Raw genomic sequence first — 20,532 nt, 5'->3', positions numbered from 1 at the left:
TTAATTAAAATTTATATCCTAGACTTAGACTGAAAATTCTGCCTTTTTGGAAATTATATGTTTCTGAATTGATTTTATTTTCCTGAACTCTACGAATCTCCGGATTAATCAGATTTTTGGCTGCTAATCCCACAGTTACATTGTTTTTGAAATTGAGTTTCGCAATAAAATCCAAACTATGTATTGGCTTTTGGATGATGTTACCGATAGTCTGCGTACTGATAGAATATACGTAATTGCCAACATAAGAATAGGCTAAGGTAAGATCCATATCACTCCCTGTATAGAATTTGTGATTGTACCCAAGGTTGGCATTGGCGACAAAATCTGCAGCACCTTGTAATTTGTCTTCTTTAACATCGAAGTTTACTGAGTATAGACCTTTTGTTTCTTTCAGAACTTTATCGTTGTTAAGCTCAGCTTTAGAACTCATGTAACTGGCGTTAAGGAAAGTGTATAGTTTTGATTTTCCAAAGTTTACAATATCTTTTCTAATCTCTGCTTCCACCCCAAAGACATACGCCCAGTCGCCAGCATTAAGATAAGAGAAAAATGGGTCTGAACTGTTGATATAAGTTTTCGAAATAGGATTCTGGATGTATTTTCCGAAACCTGTTATAGACAATACTTCTCCAGATTTTGGAAAATATTCCCATTTCAAATCGATGTTGTTGTTATCCGAAGCTTTTAGATATGGGTTTCCGATGGATGTTTCTGTAATATCATTGTACATATACGGCGCCATCTCTTTCAGTTGCGGTAATGTATAAGTTCTGGAAACTGCTAATCTCAAGTTTTGTCTATCGGTAAGGCTGTATTTAAGATTTAAAGCTGGTAAAATTTTGTTATAAGTATATTCGCCATTGTTGGTCGGCGTTGCATATTGTACTTGCCACTCGATATATTGGTAGATATTGTCCAATCTTAGCCCGAATTGCATCATTAATTTATCAGAAAGTTTGTAATCCAAATTGGCAAATCCTGACGTAATGTTTTGCTTTCCGTTATACAATACAGGTTTCAAAACGCCTGCATCTCCAAAGTTACTTGTGATTCTGAAATAATTTTTAGAATAATTATAAGCATTGAATATTTGATCCAAATTGTTAGGATCTTCAACTTCTGCAGTAAAGCCAGCTACTTCATTATTCCATTTGAAGTCCACTTGTTTTGAGAAGAACGTCCTTTTTTTGTAACGTCCTTGGTAACCTGCGGAGATTTTAAAATCATCATTTAATTTATAAGACAAAGTTAAATTCCCTGATATTTCTTTATCATCCAAATCATCGAAGTATCGGTTGTTAAGGCCAGATTCTCTAGTTACAGAATACATGCCTGTTTCCGGATTTTGCACCAATGTGTTGGTAATTCTGTCAGGGCGTTGGCTGTTAAGATAATTGTAACCCGCAATCCAGTTAAGACTCCATTTATCCGTTAACTTGTGATCTCCACCCAACTGATTGACCAAGACATTTGTAATTTTGTTTTCGCCACGTCTTACGTACGCGCCGCCGTTTTCCGCAATATCTCTGGAAAAACCTTCGTAGATCTTGGCTTCTTGTAAAGTTGAATGGGTGTAATAGGTAATCCATTTCAATTGATGGTTGGCGTTGATTCTGTAGTACAAATTCAGCAATCCTGTAGTGTTGGTTCCGTAATTGAATTTTTGAACTTTATTATAATCTTGATAAAAAATCTCTGAAGCATAACTACCTTGCTTCCCTGTTAAATAACTGAAATCATTATCAAATCCTGCATAGGCATAAAGGTTAAGTCTTCCTGATCCAATTTTGAAGGATTTCCCGCCATCCAAACTCATATTGGTATTAAGCGGCATCAAGATGGATGGACCAAAAGCATCTTTAAAATTCCAACTCGATTTGAAATTATAAGCAGTTAAAGCATTCGCAGGGATTTTTGGTAATTTGGTTCCGAAATAATTTAAACCTTCTTGCGTGTAAAAATTATCTGCCTTCGCATTCTGTGCGTTGTAACCGCTTCCAAGATTAAATCCTACATAAGCTTTTCCTGTATGTTCTTTTGAAACGATATTAATATTAGCCCCGCCAAAGTCGCCAATTATTCTTGGGTTATAGACTTTTTCTAAAGCAATAAGGTCAATAATATCTGTTTTTAAAAGACCTAAATCAATATTTTTATTCTCTGGATCATCAGAAGGAATCGGAAGGTTATTAAGTGTTGTCGTATTGTAACGATCGATCAAACCTCTTACAGCAATCGTGTTGCTGCCTTCTTGTTTTACAGTACTTGTCGCTTTGGTAACTGCGGTAGCAACATCGCCTACGCCTTGTTTTTTCAACTGTTCAGACCCTACATTCTCAATAACTTCAGCAGATTTTCTTTGCAGATTGATGAGGTTAGATTCTTTACCTTTTTTGTTACTTCCTTGGATGATGACACCTTCGATAGCTTTCGTAGACTTTATCGTGTCGTTGTTTTGTTGTGCTAGTATCGTTGTTGTTGCTCCAAATAGGAATAAAACACCGATGCTTAGTTTGTTAATTTTCATTTTTACTTTCTTACTTTTTTTCTTCGTTGACAAAGGAAACAAAGTATAGGAGAAGAAATCGTATTGATTTTTTTAATTAAACTTAAAAAAAACTTTAAGAAAATAGATATTATGTTAAATTAGTTTTAACATCTGAATAAATGGTAAACTTCCGTTCATTTATAATTAAATTTGAAGCGTCAAAAATTAAGACACCAACAAGAATTAAAACTTAATCATTTAAAAATCAAAAGTTTAAAAGTTTAAATTATCTTAACATCTCATATTAATACATTTTCAATCATGAGCCTAGAAAAAGCAGTAGATATATTAAAAAATGGCGGCAGCATTCTTTACCCGACCGATACGATTTGGGGACTTGGCTGTGACGCTACCAATCCAGAAGCTATAAAAAAAGTATTCGATATCAAACATCGTGATACCCACAAATCCATGATTATATTGGTAGAAAACGAAAAACGTTTGCAAGATTTGGTGGACGTTCCAGAGATGGCTTGGGAGATTATCGACCTATCAGAAAAACCTGTAACCATTGTTTACGAATCCGCAAAAGGTCTTCCCAAAGAAGCTTTGGCAGATGATGGCTCCATTGGAATAAGATTAGTAAAAGACGAATTTTGTAAAAAATTAATTTCAAAACTTAACAAACCCATCGTATCGACTTCTGCTAACCTTAGTGGTGACAAAAGTCCGCTGCAATTTGCTGACATCTCTAAAGAAATCGTTGATGCCGTAGATTATGCAGTGGAAGAAAACCGTGAGAAAGTTTCGAAATACAGCGGTTCTTCGGTAATTAAAGTTTGGAAAGATGGACAAATAAAAGTTTTGAGAGAATAAACATTGGCTAGAAAAACTTCAGGCGGCACCTGCGGTGCCGCCTGAAGAAAAAATAAACTATGAAAAAAAACTACTATACTTTTTCTAACTCATTTAATTCTACGTATAGCTTTTATTCGGGGTAAAATTCTCCATATTCATACCAAATTCAAAAATATGCCATATATTATAACAATGATTGTCATACACTTACACGATTTGACAACATTGTTAAAATCTTTAACAAAAAACAAGACAACTTGACATTTATCATTTAAGACAATTACATTCAGAAAAAATTTCGAAAGCCTTATCTTTGCAACCAATTATTTGCTGAAAGTCTTATGATCATTAATCTAAATCAGAACCAAAACCTCAAACTTTTCAAAATCATTTCAGAAGTTGCCCATCGCAACCAACAATCTGTTTATATCGTGGGAGGCTATGTTCGGGATTTAATAATGAAACGGAAAGCTCCCACAGACATTGATTTTGTTACAGAATCCTCTGGGATAAAACTTGCCGAGAGCATCGCCCACGAGATCAATCCCAATCTTAAAGTTTCCGTTTTCAAAACTTATGGGACCGCCATGTTCCGTTACAAAGATTTGGAACTCGAATTTGTAGGCGCCCGAAAAGAAAGCTACAGCGAGGACAGCCGCAAACCATTTGTAGAAATTGGCAGCTTGGAGGACGATCAAAAACGCCGCGATTTCACCATCAACGCTATGGCGATTTCTCTTAACAAAGACAATTTTGGTGAACTCATCGACCCTTTCGGTGGTCTTAAAGATATTGAACAAAAAATTCTTCGTACGCCGCTAGAACCTTTACAAACCTATTCGGATGATCCTTTGAGAATGATGCGTGCTATTCGGTTTGCGTCCACACTCAATTTTAATATTGAAGAAAAATCTTTGCAAGCCATCAAAACAGAAGTTGAAAGAATCCACATCGTTTCTATGGAACGCATCATGGTGGAATTCAACAAGATTATGATGTCCGAAAAACCATCGATTGGGCTAAAAATTCTTGAGGAAACTGGTTTATTACAAATCATACTTCCAGAACTTACCGCACTAAAAGGAATTGAAGAAATTGATGGACAAACCCACAAAGACAACTTTTATCATACATTGGAAGTCGTTGATAATATTGCACCAAATACTGATAAACTTTGGCTCCGTTGGTCGGCACTACTCCACGATATCGGAAAAGCACCGACGAAAAAATTTGTTGAAGGCACAGGTTGGACTTTTCATGGACACGAATTTGTGGGTTCAAAAATTATAAAATCGATTTTTAAACGCTTAAAATTACCATTAAATCAAGACCAAAAGTTTGTGGAAAAACTGGTAAAAATGCACGCGCGACCAATTGCCTTGGTGACGGATGACACGTCGGACTCTGCGCTGCGTCGCCTATTGTTCGACGCAGGAGAAGATTTGGAGGATTTAATTATCTTGTGCAAATCCGACATCACCACAAAAAGTTACGCGAAGCAAACTCGTTTCAAAAAGAATTTTGAATATGTGTTCCAAAAAATAAAAGAAGTCGAAGAAAAAGACCATATCCGAAACTTCCAACCGCCAATTTCTGGGGAGGAAATCATGGACATGTTCAAACTAAAACCTGGGCGCGAAATCGGAATTTTAAAAGAAAAAGTAAAAGAGGCCATCCTAGAAGGCGAAATTGCCAACGACAAAACGGAAGCCCGCGATTTTGTTATTAAAGAAGCTAAAATTTTAGGATTAAATTTGGTATCCTAAATCAAGCTTTTATCATTTCTTTTTTTATTAAATTTGAACTTCCTTGAAAAAGTAAAATAAATTAAAAACGCTCATGCAAAACTATTTGGATCTCCTTCAACACATCAAAGACAACGGAACTGACAAAACCGACCGTACCGGAACGGGCACTAGAAGCGTGTTTGGTTATCAATTGCGTTATGATCTATCCAAAGGTTTTCCTCTTGTAACCACCAAAAAACTCCATCTCAAATCAATTATTTATGAATTGTTGTGGTTTTTAAAAGGCGACACAAATATTAAATATCTTAATGATAATGGTGTATCGATCTGGGACGAATGGGCGAATGAAAATGGCGACCTTGGTCCTGTCTATGGCGCGCAATGGCGAAGCTGGCAAGGTGCCGATGGGAAAATTGTTGACCAAATAACCGACGTAATCGATCAAATCAAAAAAAATCCAGATTCTCGCCGACTAATCGTTTCTGCTTGGAACGTTGCCGAAATACCGAATATGGCTTTAGCACCTTGTCACGCGATGTTTCAGTTTTATGTAGCAGACGGAAAATTGTCATTACAACTGTACCAAAGAAGTGCTGATGTCTTTTTGGGCGTTCCTTTTAACATTGCGAGTTATGCGTTGTTATTGATGATGGTAGCGCAGGTTTGCGATTTGGAAGTTGGCGATTACGTTCATAGTTTTGGCGATGTTCATATTTACAACAACCATTTTGAACAAGTAGAAAGACAACTTTCCCGTGAACCAAAAGCACTTCCAACAATGAAATTAAATCCAGAAATAAAAAATATTTTTGATTTTGATTTTGAGGATTTTACCTTAGAAAATTACGATCCTTATCCAGGAATAAAAGCACCTGTAGCGGTGTAAGCCTATAGTGAAGTTTTTTGGCTTCACTTTTTTGTAAGCTTAATTTATTAATCTTTAGTACTATTTTAAATATGAAAAAACTTATTTTATCAGTAAGTTTAATCGGGATATTTTTACCAGAATTATCTTTTGCACAAACCGAAACTTCGGGTAGAGAAAAAGTCTATCGTGCCACACACACCAAAATGACAGAACTAAAACACACCAAACTAAAAGTTAGTTTCGATTATGAAAAAGAACATCTTCATGGTGAAGAATGGCTGACAGCAGCGCCCTTTTTCTATCCAACAGATTCTTTGGTTCTCAATGCGAAAGCAATGCTTATCCACGAAGTTGCTTTGGATAAAAATGGTTCTAAACAAACTTTAAAATATGATTATAAAGATGATATACTGAAAATTAATCTTGATAAAGTTTATTCAAAAAATCAAGATTATACCGTTTACATCAAATATACAGCGCGCCCAAATGAAGTCAAACAAAAAGGAAGTGCCGCCATCAACGATGCTAAAGGTCTATATTTTATCAATGCACAAGGAAAAGATCCAGACAAGCCTGTACAAATCTGGACACAAGGTGAAACCGAATCGTCTTCGGCTTGGTTCCCAACTATTGATAAAACCAATCAAAAAACAACACAGGAACTTTACATGACGGTTCCCGACAAATATGTCACACTTTCTAACGGACTTCTAAAAAGCTCAACCAAAGAAGCTAATGGCTTGCGAACAGATTATTGGGTGATGGACAAAAAACATTCGCCATATCTTTTCTTCATGGGCGTTGGCGATTTTGCAGTCGTGCAAGACCAATGGAAGAGTATCCCTGTCAATTATTTTGTAGAAAAGGAGTATGAGCCTTATGCGAAACAGATTTTCGGCAACACACCGGAAATGATTGAATTCTTTTCAAACAAGCTAAATTACCAATATCCGTGGGCTAAATATGACCAAATGGTGGGTCGAGATTATGTATCTGGTGCCATGGAAAATACCACTGCAACTTTGCATGGCGAGTTGGCGCAACAAAAACCTGGTGATCTTATCGATGAAAACCGTTGGGAAGATACCATAGCGCACGAATTATTTCACCATTGGTTTGGCGATTTGGTGACTGCCGAAAGTTGGAGCAATCTTACCGTAAACGAAAGTTTTGCTGACTATTCCGAATATCTTTGGAATGAACATAAATACGGCAAAGACGAAGCCGATTATAAACTGATAAAATCTTTGCAAGCCTATAAAATGAATCCAGCTAATTTTTCTAAAAACTTGGTTCGTTTTGATTATGATTCTCGTGAAGATGTTTTCGACTCGGTCACTTATAACAAAGGTGGTGGCATACTTCACATGCTTCGAAATTATCTTGGCGACGATGCTTTTTTTGCTGGGCTTAATGATTATCTTAAAACTTATGAATACGGGAATGCTGAAGCACAACAATTGCGATTGTCCTTGGAAAAAGTTTCTGGAAAGGATCTCAATTGGTTTTTCAACCAATGGTATTATGGATCGGGACATCCCAAATTAAGCATCAATTACACTTACGAACCCGTTAAAAAACAAGTCAACGTATCGGTAACACAGACACAGTCGGGGCCTTATTTTCAGTTCCCTTTGGCGATTGATGTTTATGAAAATGGAATCCCAAAACGTTATAATGTATGGGCAGATGCGAAAGCTAGTCAAAGTTTTACATTCAATTTTTCGCAACAACCTAACTTAGTCAATGTCAATGCGGATCAAGTTTTATTGACTGAGATTTCCGACACCAAAACTGCTGACCAATATTTTGTTCAATACACCAAGGCGAAAGAATTTAAAAGTCGTTATTTGGCAGTAGAATTTGCGAAAGAAAATATCGATAAAAATCCTTCAGTTTTAAAAATTCTTGCTGCAGCTTTGAAAGATTCTTCCCACAGAATTCGCATTTTAGCTTTAGGCGCTTTGGATTTATCAAAACCTGAACAAGCTAAACTACTTATAAAAGATGTTGAAAATATTGCTCAAAACGATCCAAAAACATTAGCACAAGCCGCGGCAATTTCGGCACTTTCTAAAACAAAAGATAAAAAATATCTAAATATCTATGAGAAAGCAAGCGCAGCTATTTCTAATGCTGTTAAAGGAAATGCAATTGCAGCCTTGGCCGATATAGATTCTCAAAAAGTGATTCCTTTGATGGAAAACATTGACTTATCTAATGCTTCCGAAGATTTGACTAGCAAATTACTTCCTATCATTGTTAAAAACAAAATCGCCTCACAAATGGCAAGCATTGGATCACAAGCGGCTTTTTATCCGTTTATAAAATTTCAGGATCCCGAATTGGGCGCAGTTGCAGAAGAAGCTTACAACTGGATTATGACCAGCGATGATACAAAAGCAACAAAAGCGGTTACTAAAATTCTATCGCAAGCGAAAAGCGAAATATCTAGCAATCCGCAAGCCAAAATGATGTTGACGCAAATCCTAAAAGATGGATTAAATAAAAAAATGCAACTTCTTAAAGATAATCCAAAAAGCCAGTCGCTTCACGAGCAAATTGATGCGCTTAATAAAACAATTGAGGATTACAGCCATTAGAATTTTTAATCCTAATATTAAATGATTGTCGAATAGAAATCTTTATTATTCAGTATTCGTTATCACAAAAACAGCTAGCGCGAAACTTTGTTTCGCGCTAGCTGTTTTTTAATTTAATAAGTATTTTCAAAATATTTTCGCCAATAATATTTTTTACACTATTAAAAATTCACCCACTGTTATTTTTTTACACAAATTAAAAAAGTACTATCATAAAGTCTTTTTCCGTTTTCATAAGTTCTTAGAATTTTCACTCTTGAGGTTTGATTTTCTTTGCAGAAACTTTAAATCAGTCTACTCATGAAAAAAACAATTTTACTTTTTACAGGATTACTTGCTTCTTGGTGTTTCGGACAAACAATTCCGACACCTGTATATCATCATTCGTTTTCGGAAAGCTTATCAGCAAATAATTTTACTGTTAGTACAACAAAAATTAGCCTCGATACAGACCGTAATGAAGAAGCAAATAAATCAGCAAAGTTAGAAGCTGATCATGGTGCTATAAAGCTTACGCCAACTTCGTCTCATTTTAACAATCTGAGAAGCAGTGGAACCATCTCCATGTGGTACAAACATGAAGGTACTGGTGCAAGTGCTTTTGGAAGCGACAAACCTTTGGTGTATTGGTCCAACAAGCAAACATTTTACCAAGAGGCTTTACTTTTCGCGTTAACCAATGATGGGAAAGTAAAAGTAGCTTCCTACGTTAGTACCAACCCCAATGGCAACGGACACTCTGCATCACAAGTTGGAGGAGAATTTCCGACTACAGATTTTGGTTGGAATCACTTTACTTTAACTTGGAATATGGGAACTAACGGATACATAAAAGCTTACGTTAACGGCAAAAAAATAATCGATACTGCGGCGCCTATTTTTTCCATCCCATCTACCAGCTCTCCTGATATTTATTTCACTGGATTTAGTGATACCCATTCCAGCTCTTTATACGGAAATATAGATGAAATTAAGGTTTTCACGCAAGTTCTCGACGACTCACAAATCGCCAAGATGTTCGCTCAAGAATTACCCACTTTTTGCGAAGTCAATATTCCCGATACCAATTTTAAAAATGCTTTGGTCAACCACCATTTAACCGATAATTTCCCGAAAGTGGATCTTAATGGTGATGGAAAAATCCAATGTATGGAAGCTAAAGTTTACAACTCGACGTTAATGCTTACCAAAAAGAACATATCAGACCTTACAGGAATAGAAACTTTCACGATGCTTGGGGGGCTTGCTGCGGGCGAAAATAATTTAACCAATGTTGATATAAGCAATAATAAACGCTTAACCCAGATTAATGTGGGGCTTAACCAATTGACTTCTTTAAATGTTGCTAATGGAAACAACACCAAATTTATTGTAATGTTGGCTTATTTCAACCCCAACTTAACCTGCATACAAGTTGATAGCATTGCAAGTACGAGCACTTGGACCAACCACAATTTTGATTCTCGGTCAAAATACAGCGAAAACTGTAGCGGTACTATGGCGGTTTCTGATATTAACAAGAAACAAATAATGCTTTCTCCTAATCCAACAGCTGGCATGGTAAAATTATCAGAAAAAGCAGATGTACAAGTTTTTGATACTTCGGGAAGATTAATTGGTTCTTACAAAAATGTAGAAAATGTGGATTTATCTACTCAAAAGCAAGGTGCTTATATCTTGAAATTAAACAATGATAACGGCACACAAACGACGAAAATTATTAAAAACTAAGATGTCAAAATAAAGCTTTGGTATATAATAAACTAGCAGCTTTTGAGCTCAAATTAATCATGAGATTATTATAATTGCTTGTTTTTCAAATGATAGCCTATTTGCGCGAAACTTTGTTTTGCGCAATTTTTTTTAAAAACTAAGACACTTTGCTTCATGCATTATTTTGTGGGCAACACGTTTTTACATGAGTATAAATTAGGTCGAAGTCTTTTTTTGAAACAAATTAGAATATACTTTTCATAAAGTCTCTTTCCGTTTTCATAAGTTCTTAGAATTTTCACACTTGAGGTTTGATTTTCTTTGCATCAACTTTAAATCAATATGATTATGAAAAAAACATTTTTAGTTTTTACAGCATTGCTTGCGTCTTTTTGTTTGGGGCAAACACTCCCAACGCCTATATACGAGGCTAAGTTTGAAGGTTCTGATTGGGCTACGCCACCTGGATTTACTATAGAAACTGCTAATTATAGTAGCTATAGAAGTCCAGATCAATTCCGTAATCAAAATTCGGCTTTGGGTTGTTCATCTCCTCACGGCGAAATAAAACTAGAAGGGACCAAAGCTTCTTTAAAACAACAGGGGACCATGTCGTTTTTTGTTCTTTACCAAAACCCGACTGCTACACCAAGTTCGGTAACTAAAATTAACGGTGTCTATCCAATAATGTATTTAAGCAGCGGTACAGCCAATGCTTCGGAAGGATTAATGCTGGGTATAACAGAGTCTGGAAAGCTGGCGTTTAAAAGCTATATCAATTCCACAACAGGTGTTACTCAGCAATCTACGAGGAGCTTTATCCTAATCAATGGCATCATTTTGCAATTTCTTACCAATTCGGGGCTAATGGTCACATCACGGTTTACAGAAATGGAAAGCAGATGTTTCACCAAAATATTTCACATGAGTTGATCAACAACACCAACCCATTCGAGTTTTTTGGTTTTACAGCGCCTGGATCTACTTACAAATCCTCTTTATCAGCTAATTTGGATGAAGTTCGTGTATATGATATACCTTTTAATGCCGCAGAAGTGAAAGACCTTTATACCTCATATTTTGCCATTACAAAAGGAAGTAAAATTGCAAAGTATGATTTTAATAATTCTGATTTTAATGACTATTTCTCCAATTATCCTTCAATAATTGTGCATCCTTCAGTTATCAATTATAAAACCTACACCCATTATGGAGTTGATAACATTGGCCTAGAACTACATAAAGGTAATAACGCAGCAAGTACAACCTATGCTGTTACAGGTATTAAAACAAACGATTTGGGAGATAAATTCAGTGTGGCTTTTGCATATAACAGAACATCCAGCCTACAGGCTAATACTTCACAAACCTTTACACCTATAGTTAGCATACCAACAGAAACGGGAGACATAGCAGTAGGCTTCGTTAAAGCTAGTCAAAAAGTTGCTATTAGAATAAATGGTACAGAATATCCGCAAGATTTCAGCTCATACCTTCCGCAATACAATCATTTTGCAATGACTGTAGATAATGAAGCCAAAACGATAAAATTATACTTTAATGCATCGCTAATAAAAACGATTGACCTTGCTTCTCCTATTTCTATTAAACCATCTACAAGTCTCTTTGTTGGTACGGATGGAAAAGCAACTCCTGAATATATGTTTGGACAAATTGATGATTTAATCATCGTGAACAAGTTGTATACCCAAGAAGAGGTAAGTAAAACCCAATGGCAATGGTATAGAAACATCCATTCTTACACCGATGATTCTGGAACATTAGCGACTAATAACATAAAAAACAAGCAAAATTCTATAAAAACCTATCCTAACCCAACGACAGACATTGTAAAACTATCAGGAAAAGCAGATGTACAAGTTTTTGATACTTCAGGAAGATTAATAGGTTCTTACAAAAATGCGGATAATGTAGATTTATCAGCTCAAAAGCAAGGCATTTATTTTCTAAAATTAAATAATGCTAACGGCATACAATCAACGAAAGTCATTAAAAGATAAAAACTCTAACACAAAGCTTCGAGACCTAAAAACCTTGAAGCTTTAAAAACTCAAATTAATTATGACAAAATTAACCACAATCTGTTTGGTCACATTTATGACAACAAGCATACAAGCACAGAGCGGCCTTTTCGGTAAACTTGCCGAAAAATTAGAGCAAGCTACTGGAAGTTCAGGAAGTTCAGGTTCAGGGATTAATGAAAAGGAAGTAAAAAAAGATGTAGAATCTACCGTTTTGGATAGCAAGCCCATCAATAAAGATAGTCGAAATCTGAGCGGAATTTATTTCGCAAAATATCCAATTCGGATTGGGCAATTCGCATCTGGAAAATACAATTACGCCAAGAAGTTTTTGGTGAATTATGAAGAAGGTGAAAAACAAGAAATAGAGTTCGTTTCTCGGTATTATTATGAAAACAGGAAGGACATTCCTCCATTGGTATTTGCTCCAGCACCAGGAACACCAGATTATTTTCCGGTAACCACAAGTAAGAAATTGGGACATCTCCATTTGGATGGTATTAGCGATAATAAATATGGTGGAAGCTCAACAACAAACTACGCCAACCAAAGTCGTTATATGGATTTCTTTGCCGCCAACGGAAACTACGTAAAACAAGAAGGAATGTTTTTTAATTATGAAGGCTTGTTAGAATTAGAAGAAGGCATCATCGTTATCGCCCGTTTGGATTATATTCCGAATGCCAATACGCCAGAGAAGTATAAAGTTTTACAAGAAAAAGGAAGCTACAATCTGTTCTACAAAAAGGATAAAGAAGCCAAAGCATTGGCAATGACCGATGCTCAAGTTTGGGATAAAATGAAAGCCTTCTACGACCCGTATTACAAAGCTTACAAAGCTGCAGAAGGAGGAAATGTAGAATTGGTAAAACCAATCGGGAAAATTAAAGATGAACCAAGCAACGCCGAATTAGTAAAAGCAGCTAATGAGAGAATAAAATCAATGCCTCAATTCTCAGAAGATTTGGTGTATTTATATCCTGTAACAGCTTGGGAAAATCGTTTCGAAAATGTAGGAATCATGGGACGTACATTAACACATCGTGTTTTGCAAACTCAGGTTATCCTTAAAAAAGGAGACGAGTGTCAAGTCACTCAATTTCTGATGCGTCAAGACAATTCTTATTCTGCAGGTTCGGCAGCGGAAAAATTCACCGGGAATCCTGTAAAAGCGATTGGTAACACTCATAAAGAGGTTATCAAATGTACTAACGCCATGAAATACAAAAAATAAAAACACGTCTTAAATATAAATTTTCAGTTAGTGATAAACAACTTTGTCGAAGCCTAGTGCTTTGATAAAGTTTTATTGTTAAAAGAAAGGCAATTTCCTTATTTTTGAAAAAAACTATTACTTTGAAATTCCTCTTAGGCTTTTTGTTAATTGTGCAATTTCATTTTGCGCAGACTACACCCTATTCATTCAACTTGGATCGAATATCGGGATTGCCTTCACAGGTTATTTACGATGTTTTCCAGGATAAAAAATCTTTCATTTGGTTCGGAACCGAAAAAGGCATTTGTCGTTATGACGGCTTACAAATCAAGCATATATTGCCTAAAGATTTTGCAATAAAGGCAGTTTCTCATATTTCACAAGATCTAAAAGGAAGAATCTGGTTTCAAGATTTTAGTGGTAGAATATATTACATTCAGGGTACAGAAATCAATCTATTTAAACCTTTCCAAGCCAATGGTTTTTTGAAATACGGGATTATTGGCAATCAATTATTTATCGCAGGAAAAGATGAAGTTAAGGTTTTTAATCTATTAGATTTAAGATTAACTAACAGCATCAAAGTCGATATGACAGGCGTAAAACATAGTATCTCTGATGGCGAAAAATTTTATCTCATTGGTAGCAAAATTCAATCTTTAGACATCAACGGGAAACTTAATTTAGAAGTAATACCCGACGACTATCTTACCAAAATATCCGCACCTTTACCCGTCATTAAAAACGGAAACCTTTATATTTTTTCAAAGTTTGGAGAATATTATTTGGGGTTACATCCAAAACCAATTTATCACAAACTTCCCTTCAAAAATATATTCACACAAAATGTAATTGCCTACAACGATTCGTTTTGGTTGGCTTCTACCAAAGGTATTTATCGCATTGATGTTGATGCTAAATCCTATCAACATTTCTTTCCCGACTCCAATATTTCGAGTATCGTAAAAACAACGACAGGAAATTATTGGATAACCAGCCAGAATAAAGGCGCCTATTTTGTTAAAAACTTTGACTCCAATCTTATCGCCACCGCGTCAACACCTTTAAGTTTTGAAAAAACGAATAATCAACTCTATTTCAGTACCAACCGAGATGAAATCTTCAGTTTGAATAATAACCAAGTGCAGCCAATCTTCAGAGGCATTTCGGATCATGCAATTAACGCTTTTAAAATAGATTCTATTAATCAGAAGTTGCTCATCAGTTCGTCCAAATTTATTATTAAATCCCAAGAATCTCAATTGGAACATGTCTTTGCCGTAAAAGCGATGACCCAGCTGGACAAAAAATATTTTGCCATAAGTGCGAGTGGCTGGAATGGCATTATCTATACCGATCCCAATTTGAAAAGCGAGTATGATAAAAACTTCGCCAAGTTTCCAAACTATTCATCCAACGGCATCCATTTTATCACCTTAATAGATAGCGAAAATGGAAAATCCAACATTTTTAATCCTCAAGATCAAAGCATTTTTTTCCTGACAAATCATGGGATAAAATACTTTAAAGATGGAGAAATTAAGCAGATTAATTCATCTTCTAAATTTAATTTCACACAGCTTGTCACAGCGCAGTCAACCTGTTTTTTACTTTCTGAAAACGAAATTCTTTACCGCATTTCTCCAAGTTTACAAATTGAAAAACTGAATTTTGGAAAAAAACACAGCAACGAGAATATTAAAAACATCCGCACCGTAGATAACCAATTGTACTTTACAAAAGAAGGAATTTTGTACCGCTATAATTTTGAAAAAAACACCTTAACTTCCATAATAAACTTGCCACCTTCCACCGATTTTTTCGACATTACAAGTCTTGGAAACCGTCTATTTTTAGCCACCAACAAAGGCATTATTGATATTTCTAAAAATACGAAAAAGACTTCAGAATTTTTGGTTTTGGACATTAACGATGTCAAAGTAAATGGCATTTCTAACTCGAAATTGGAACAACTAAAATCCGATGAAAATAACATCGAAATTTTCTTTGATATCATTTCTTCAATGCCGGTTAGCACCTACAAAATAAAATACAAAATCGATCAAAATCCTTGGGAAATCCTTAGTAATTCGGAACGGAGCTTACGTTTTTCATCACTTTCTTACGGAAAGCACCAGATTATTCTGCGCATAGAATATGAAGAAAATGTAGTGGACAAAAATTTTTATTTGAAAATTGACACACCATTTTGGATGACTTGGTGGGCGATTACGTTGGGAATTATCCTTCTTTTGGCGCTCGTTTATCTATATTTTCAAAATAAAATACGACTTCTAAATAAAAAAAATGAAGAAGCCTTAGCCAAATCAAATCTCGAAAAACTCGTTAATGAATCCAAGTTAAAATCGTTGAAATCGCAGATGAATCCTCATTTTTATTTCAATGCGCTTAACACTTTGCAATCGTATATTTTGTCCAATGAAAAAAGTCAAGCGGTATTTTATTTGTCAAAATTTTCTCGTTTGACGCGCAATATTTTGGATATGAGCGATAACGAAAGTCAATCCTTATCCGATGAAATCAGCATGTTGAAAGATTATATCGATCTTGAAAAAATTAGATTTGGTGACGATTTTAATTACCAAATTCATGCGGATCAATCGCTGCTTTCGGAAGAGGTGCAACTTCCGAGTCTTATCACACAGCCTTTTGTAGAAAATGCGATACAACATGGATTAATGCACAAAAGTGGAATCAAATCTTTAAAGATAGACTTCCGAGATGCCGATGATTATTTTGAAATCCAAATTGCAGACAATGGCATCGGAAGAAAACGCAGCAACGAACTCAATATGATAAGACAGAATAATCACAAATCTTTTGCTACACAAGCCATTAACGAGCGTATTACCATACTCAATCAGCAATTGAAAAAAAATATTAGTCTCCGATATACAGATCATGAAAACCCAACCGGAACAACGGTAAGCATTGTAGTTCCCAAACACTTATTTTAATACCCATGAATGCAATAATAATAGATGATGAAGAAAGAGCTAGACTCAATTTGAGGTTGCTAGTTCAGGAGTTTTGTCCAGAAATTGAAATCTTGGACGAGTGTAAAAATATTCCCGAAGCGGTTAAAAGTATTCATAAACATCAACCGAATGTTGTTTTTTTGGATATAGAAATGCCAGGACATAGCGGACTAGAATTGCTTGATTTTTTCAGTGAAAAAGACGTCACATTTTCCATTATTTTTACAACTGCTTATAACAATTATGCGATAAAAGCGTTTAAACTTTCTGCGGTTGATTATTTGTTAAAGCCTATTAATCCTTTAGAATTGCAAAATGCGGTTGAGTTGGTTAAGAAAAAAAACAACCAAATAGAGCATCTCACCGCGCTGAAGCGTAATCTCGAGCAGCAAGATACACTTTTGGGAATTCCTGTTTCGGGAAAAATTTTGTTTATCAACTCCAATGATATTTTATATTTAAAAGCCGATGGCTCTTATACGCAGATTGTTAAAAAGGACAATTCGACATTGCTGGTTTCTAGGAATTTAAAATCTTTTGAGGAAAATTTAGAATTTGACAAAAAATTTATGCGCATTCATAAATCTTATATCGTGAATACCAAATTTATAAATGCTATAATAAAATCCAATGGCGGATCTGTAGAACTAATGAATGGTGAAGAAATCCCTATTTCCAACGATAAACAATCCGAGCTTATGGCATTTTTTAAAGTGTTAAAACGTTGAGGCTTTACATAAACAACAAGCCGCGAAACTTCGTTTCGCGGCTTGTTGTTTATGTAAAGATATTAGTCTTATTCAAAAATATAAGATAATGATAAGCTGATGATATGCTCATTTTTCTTTTTAGCGACATTAGGATCCGAAGTGGCCATTTCTATCGGAGAATTTTTAAGATCCGGATATGTATCCATAAGATGCATGTCGTATCTTGCTGTAATTTCCCATTGACGCTTGTAGCTATATCCAAATCCTGCGCCTACACCAATATTAAACTTGTTAGCTTTTCCATATTTGTCGATCGCATAATCTTCTCTTTTAGCTGGAATATTTTTAACTTTTTGATTAATCAAAAAATCAAATCGTGGTCCACCTAATGCAAAAAACTCGCTTTCACCTTCAGAAAAATAAGCTTTAAAACTTATTGGTAAGCTTAAATAATTATTAGCATAAACTGCATGAGGCCATTTATTTTTTTTCTCTTCTTTTTTATCACCAGTTTCACCAGCTCCAAAATAAGTTAACTCTGTTTGGATGTAAAATTGATCATCCGATCCTATTGGTGTTAAAGCTAAAAGCCCACCTTGAACAGAGTATCTAGGTCCAGAAGGATTATGAGCATTTTGCACTCTTGAGTAAGTTGCGCCAGCTGTTAATCCAAATCTGGTTGCATTAAAATCAATCTGTGCACTTGCCAATGTTGCAATGGTGAGAGCACTTCCTAACAGCGTTTTTTTCATTTTGTATTTGTGTGTTTTTGTAATAATTTATCCTAAAACTTTAGCTACTGTTGCGCCAATCTCAGCAGGAGAATCTACTACATTGATACCGCATTCTGCCATAATTGCCATTTTAGCTTGTGCTGTATCTTCAGCACCACCCACGATCGCTCCAGCGTGTCCCATAGTTCTTCCTTTAGGTGCAGTTTGTCCAGCGATGAAACCTACAACTGGTTTTTTTGAGCCGCTGTCTCTGTACCATCTTGCTGCTTCTGCTTCTAGAGATCCACCAATTTCTCCAATCATAACTACTGCTTCTGTTTCTGGATCGTTGATGAATAATTCTAAAGCTTCTTTCGTTGTTGTTCCGATAATTGGGTCACCACCAATACCGATTGCCGTAGAAACACCGTAACCTGCTTTTACAACTTGGTCTGCAGCTTCATAAGTTAAAGTACCAGATTTAGAAACGATACCGACTTTTCCTTTTTTGAAAACGAAACCTGGCATAATGCCGATTTTAGCTTCATCAGAAGTAATGATACCTGGGCAGTTAGGTCCAATAAGACGTGCATCTTTATCGTTGATATATTCTTTAACTTTTACCATGTCCGCAACAGGAATTCCTTCTGTAATACAAACGATAACTTTGATACCAGCTTCGGCTGCTTCCATAATAGCATCTGCGGCAAATGCTGGTGGTACAAAGATAATACTAACGTTAGCGCCTGCTTTTGTAACTGCATCTGCCACTGTATTGAATACTGGTCTACCTAGATGCTCTGTTCCACCTTTTCCTGGTGTTACCCCACCAACAACATTAGTTCCGTATTCAATCATTTGACCTGCATGGAACGTTCCTTCGTTACCTGTAAAACCTTGTACGATTACCTTAGAATCCTTGTTTACTAATACTGACATTTTATTTTTATTTTTTTAAATTTTCAATGATTTTGATAAAACACAAAAATAGTTAATATTCTTGAAAATTGAATACTGATTTTTGTTTTTTCTCTTAGAATTAATTTAGAGATTGCGGAGCTTAACTTCTTTTTTTAAATAATCTCGGAATTCTTCTGCAATAGCGCCAAAATAAGTTCCCTTTTTAAGATTTCTGTTAACGCCTGTTTTGGCCAATAACACCGTACCAGATTCTATTGTAAGCCCAGACGCCATACCAACCTGTCCCCAAATTGTAACATCATCTTCTATAATACAACAACCTGCAATCCCCGTCTGAGAAGCTATTAAGCATCTTTTCCCGATTACTGTATCGTGGCCAATCTGGATTTGGTTATCCAAAATACTGCCCTCTCCTATTACGGTAATATCTGTCACACCACGATCAATCGTACAACCTACTCCAATCTGAACATTGTCTTCAACAACAACATTGCCTACGGAGATTAATCGATCATAGTTGCCATAAAGTTTTCTGTAGTAAAAAGCATTGCCACCCAAAACTGTATTGGCTTGGATAAAGACATTATCTCCGATAACCGTATCATCACCAATGACAACATTAGGATAAATAATGCAATTTTTTCCGATTTTAACATTATTGCCGATTACGACACTTGGATGAATTTTTGAATTTTCACCAATCTCTGGTTTTGAAATATCACCAAAAAAGTCTGAAATTGTCGAAAAATGAAGATTAATTTTATTAAAATCTCTGAAAGGATCATCAGAAATTAAAAGTGCTTTACCTTCTGGACAGTCAACTTCTTTATCGATTAGAATAATCGTGGCCTCCGAGTTGAGTGCTTTATCATAATATTTGGGATGGTTGACAAAGACAATTTCACCAGCTTTAACACGGTGAATTTCATTAGTTCCTAAAATTTTAAAATCATCGGAACCTATATATTTAGCTTGAATAAAATCAGCAATAGACTTAAGCGTCTGTGGTTGGCTAAAGGTCATCTCTTTTATTTTATAAAAAAAGCGTTTTGATTTCCAAAACGCTTTACAATATTTATTTTACACGTTCGATGTAGGAGCCATCTTCCGTATTAACTTTAATCTTATCACCTGCTTCGATAAACAACGGAACCAAAACTCTAGCTCCTGTTTCCACGATAGCATTTTTAAGAGCGTTGGTAGCTGTGTTACCTTTAACTCCTGGATCGGCTTCTACAACATCCAAAAATACTGTTAGTGGTATCTCCGCAGAAAGTGGCGTTTCGTCAGCTTCTTTCAAGATAATCGTCACTTCTTCACCTGCTTTCATGAATTGTGCGTTTTCAATCATTTCTTTGTTGATGTAGATTTGAGAGAAATCATCGTTGTTCATGAAGTGGAAACCGTTTTCGTCATCATAAAGGTATTGAAACTTTCTAGTAATCACTTTAACTTCATCAATTTTGTGACCTGCAGAAAAAGTGTTATCAAGAACTTTTCCGTTGGTTACGCTTTTAAGTTTTGTTCTTACGAAAGCTGGACCTTTTCCTGGTTTTACGTGTTGAAAATCGATAATCTTGTAAATGTCGTTGCTGTATTCAATACAAAGACCTTTTCTAATATCAGCTGTTGTTGCCATTAATATTTAAT

The 20,532-nt window shown here is 35.5% G+C and carries 15 protein-coding genes; 10 read left to right on the top strand and 5 right to left on the bottom strand.

What is annotated here, in order from left to right:
* Positions 1 to 4 precede the first annotated feature (4 nt).
* Positions 5 to 2,530: a TonB-dependent receptor domain-containing protein gene (locus tag G6R40_RS14935; RefSeq protein ID WP_165137377.1), complete on the bottom strand. Its 2,526-nt coding sequence runs from the start codon at positions 2,528 to 2,530 to the stop codon at positions 5 to 7.
* 282 nt (positions 2,531 to 2,812) lie between these two features.
* Here G6R40_RS14935 and G6R40_RS14930 point away from each other — a divergent pair, with 282 nt between their 5' ends.
* From G6R40_RS14930 to G6R40_RS14885, 10 genes are all read left to right on the top strand, one after another.
* On the top strand, positions 2,813 to 3,367 hold the full coding sequence (locus G6R40_RS14930; RefSeq protein WP_165137374.1) for an L-threonylcarbamoyladenylate synthase: 555 nt from the start codon (positions 2,813 to 2,815) through the stop codon (positions 3,365 to 3,367).
* A gap of 323 nt (positions 3,368 to 3,690) precedes the next feature.
* Positions 3,691 to 5,115 carry a CCA tRNA nucleotidyltransferase gene (locus G6R40_RS14925; protein ID WP_165137371.1) on the top strand — a complete coding sequence of 475 codons (1,425 nt, stop codon included), beginning with the start codon at positions 3,691 to 3,693 and terminating at the stop codon, positions 5,113 to 5,115.
* A 73-nt stretch (positions 5,116 to 5,188) separates the two neighbouring features.
* A complete protein-coding gene (locus G6R40_RS14920; protein WP_165137368.1) occupies positions 5,189 to 5,983 on the top strand; it encodes a thymidylate synthase in 795 nt (264 codons plus the stop codon).
* Positions 5,984 to 6,054: 71 nt separating this feature from the next.
* Positions 6,055 to 8,568, top strand: coding sequence for a M1 family metallopeptidase (locus G6R40_RS14915; RefSeq protein ID WP_165137365.1), 2,514 nt, complete (start codon positions 6,055 to 6,057; stop codon positions 8,566 to 8,568).
* A 300-nt stretch (positions 8,569 to 8,868) separates the two neighbouring features.
* The gene (locus tag G6R40_RS14910) at positions 8,869 to 10,299 is read left to right on the top strand and encodes a T9SS type A sorting domain-containing protein (RefSeq protein ID WP_165137362.1); all 1,431 of its coding nucleotides are present in this window, start codon (positions 8,869 to 8,871) and stop codon (positions 10,297 to 10,299) included.
* A gap of 330 nt (positions 10,300 to 10,629) precedes the next feature.
* Positions 10,630 to 11,214 carry a hypothetical protein gene (locus tag G6R40_RS14905; RefSeq protein ID WP_165137359.1) on the top strand — a complete coding sequence of 195 codons (585 nt, stop codon included), beginning with the start codon at positions 10,630 to 10,632 and terminating at the stop codon, positions 11,212 to 11,214.
* Positions 11,127 to 12,302 (top strand): LamG-like jellyroll fold domain-containing protein, encoded by a 1,176-nt coding sequence (locus tag G6R40_RS14900; protein WP_228455968.1) that lies wholly within the window; start codon positions 11,127 to 11,129, stop codon positions 12,300 to 12,302. Before G6R40_RS14905 ends, G6R40_RS14900 begins: the two co-directional genes overlap by 88 nt.
* Before the next feature lie 61 nt (positions 12,303 to 12,363).
* Positions 12,364 to 13,557, top strand: coding sequence for a hypothetical protein (locus G6R40_RS14895; RefSeq protein WP_165137353.1), 1,194 nt, complete (start codon positions 12,364 to 12,366; stop codon positions 13,555 to 13,557).
* Between the two features lie 122 nt (positions 13,558 to 13,679).
* Positions 13,680 to 16,517 carry a histidine kinase gene (locus tag G6R40_RS14890; protein WP_228455875.1) on the top strand — a complete coding sequence of 946 codons (2,838 nt, stop codon included), beginning with the start codon at positions 13,680 to 13,682 and terminating at the stop codon, positions 16,515 to 16,517.
* 5 nt (positions 16,518 to 16,522) lie between these two features.
* Complete coding sequence (locus G6R40_RS14885; protein WP_165137347.1) at positions 16,523 to 17,266, top strand: LytR/AlgR family response regulator transcription factor; 744 nt, start codon at positions 16,523 to 16,525, stop codon at positions 17,264 to 17,266.
* Between the two features lie 68 nt (positions 17,267 to 17,334).
* On the opposite strand, the gene G6R40_RS14880 is transcribed toward G6R40_RS14885, so the two are convergent.
* The 4 genes from G6R40_RS14880 to efp form a co-directional block, all read right to left on the bottom strand.
* The gene (locus G6R40_RS14880; protein WP_165137344.1) at positions 17,335 to 18,000 is read right to left on the bottom strand and encodes a porin family protein; all 666 of its coding nucleotides are present in this window, start codon (positions 17,998 to 18,000) and stop codon (positions 17,335 to 17,337) included.
* Positions 18,001 to 18,027: 27 nt separating this feature from the next.
* Positions 18,028 to 18,900 (bottom strand): succinate--CoA ligase subunit alpha, encoded by an 873-nt coding sequence (gene sucD, locus G6R40_RS14875; protein ID WP_165137341.1) that lies wholly within the window; start codon positions 18,898 to 18,900, stop codon positions 18,028 to 18,030.
* A gap of 105 nt (positions 18,901 to 19,005) precedes the next feature.
* Entirely contained in the window at positions 19,006 to 19,905 is a 900-nt protein-coding gene (locus G6R40_RS14870) for an LpxD N-terminal domain-containing protein (RefSeq protein WP_165137338.1), read from the bottom strand.
* Between the two features lie 52 nt (positions 19,906 to 19,957).
* Positions 19,958 to 20,521, bottom strand: coding sequence for an elongation factor P (efp, locus tag G6R40_RS14865; RefSeq protein WP_165137335.1), 564 nt, complete (start codon positions 20,519 to 20,521; stop codon positions 19,958 to 19,960).
* Positions 20,522 to 20,532 lie beyond the last annotated feature (11 nt).

Source organism: Chryseobacterium sp. POL2, from assembly GCF_011058315.1.
Classification (GTDB): Bacteria; Bacteroidota; Bacteroidia; order Flavobacteriales; family Weeksellaceae; genus Soonwooa.
This window is presented reverse-complemented; position numbering and strand designations above follow the sequence as displayed.